Origin of the sequence: Castellaniella sp. GW247-6E4 (assembly GCF_040276065.1) — a bacterium.
In the GTDB taxonomy this organism is placed as follows: domain Bacteria; phylum Pseudomonadota; class Gammaproteobacteria; order Burkholderiales; family Burkholderiaceae_B; genus Castellaniella.
On record NZ_JBELOI010000039.1, the window covers coordinates 1 to 1,495 of the forward strand.

The window sequence follows — 1,495 nt, forward strand, 5'->3', positions numbered from 1 at the left end:
TGGGGTCTTCGTCTTGCGAGGCATAATCACTCCTTGAGTGCATGTTATGCCTTAAACACGAAATTAATGACAGGCCCTTGGAAACGTTATCCATGGAGAGTCCTCACTGATCCATCTTGTGGCCAATCGCCAGAACCGCTGTACTACCGGATGTGCCTGCTGTGATGCGCTTCCATTTCGCCCCTCGCCCCTTGCCAGTCGATTCGATCAACCCCTCTGATTTCATCGCTCGCAGCACTAGTCGAACCATGTCCCGGCTCACGCCCGGGCAGGCCTCTTCAATCTCGGAAATCGAGAACGGCAGGGTGCGCCCCAGGACTTCCGCACGCACCCGGTCTCCTTTACTGCCACGGCCACGCTCGATGGTGCCGACACGCTCCTCGAACTCGCGGTATGCCCGTAGCAAGGCTCCCCAGAAGTAGTCGAGCCAGGGCTTTACGTCGTGCTGCCCCTGGTGCCAGCCCTGCGAGCTTGCTTCCAGCGTCTCGTAATAGCTTTCCTTGGTATCTTCGAAGATGCGTTCCAAGCTGATGTAGCGGCCCACGGCATAGTCGAAGTGGTAGAGCAGCAGCAGGGTCAACAAGCGGGACATGCGACCGTTGCCATCCGGGAAAGGGTGGATGCACAGGAAGTCGAGCATCGCCAGCGGCGCCAGCACCAGCGGATCGGCCAGATGCTGGTCCAGCGCGGTCGCGTAGCGCCCTGTTAGATCAGCCATGGCCATCGGCGTGAGATGCGAAGCCACCGGCTGGAAGCGCAGACGCGAAGTGCCATCCGGGTGACGCTCGACGATGTCGTTATTGGTGGCCTTCCAGCGTCCACCCGCCTGCGGCATGTAGCGGTACAGCAGGGTATGTAATTGCAGCACAACACCCTCGCTGAAGGGCATGTGCGCGGCGGACTCGTGGATCAGTGCCAGAGCATCACGGTAGCCGGCGATCTCCTGTTCGGAGCGGCTCTTTGGCGTTGCGTTGCGGATGACCAGAGACTTCAACCGCGAGGGTGCGACGACAACGCCTTCCAGCCGGTTAGACGACTCGGTGGACTCCACCACCGCAATCTGGCGCAGGCCCTTGAGGGCTTCGGGCGACTGCGCGGCGTAGAGTTGCTGCTTACCCTGGTACTCGCCCAGTGTGCGCAACGTGGCGGCCTGAGTGCCATCGAAGCGAAGCGCGGCAAGGTACTCGGGTGTGAGCGAGTGCATGTAAATGTAAGCCCAGGCTGTCTAAATGGGGTAATCATAGCCTATAAATGGGGCATTTTCTCTAAAAATACCTCATTAATAGTGTTTGACTACCCCATTTCCTGAGCGTAGGCCCGGTCGTGAGGGGCCGACAAAGCTGACCAGGAAGGAAACGGGCGGCACAATACCAAAAATAGGGCAATAAATTATAAATTACCCCATTTACTTCATTGTTTGGGTATTCCGGTTGATCGTGACCAGCGATTCCGGCATCGTGACCACCCAGTCCGGCATCGTGACCAGTGATTCCGA

Annotated in this window: 1 protein-coding gene; it reads right to left on the bottom strand. The window is 58.2% G+C overall.

Annotation, left to right across the window (positions count from 1 at the left end):
• Nucleotides 1–103: 103 nt before the first annotated feature.
• Nucleotides 104–1,204 (bottom strand): Fic family protein, encoded by a 1,101-nt coding sequence (locus tag ABS761_RS16825; RefSeq protein WP_046237968.1) that lies wholly within the window; start codon nucleotides 1,202–1,204, stop codon nucleotides 104–106.
• Nucleotides 1,205–1,495: the final 291 nt, after the last annotated feature.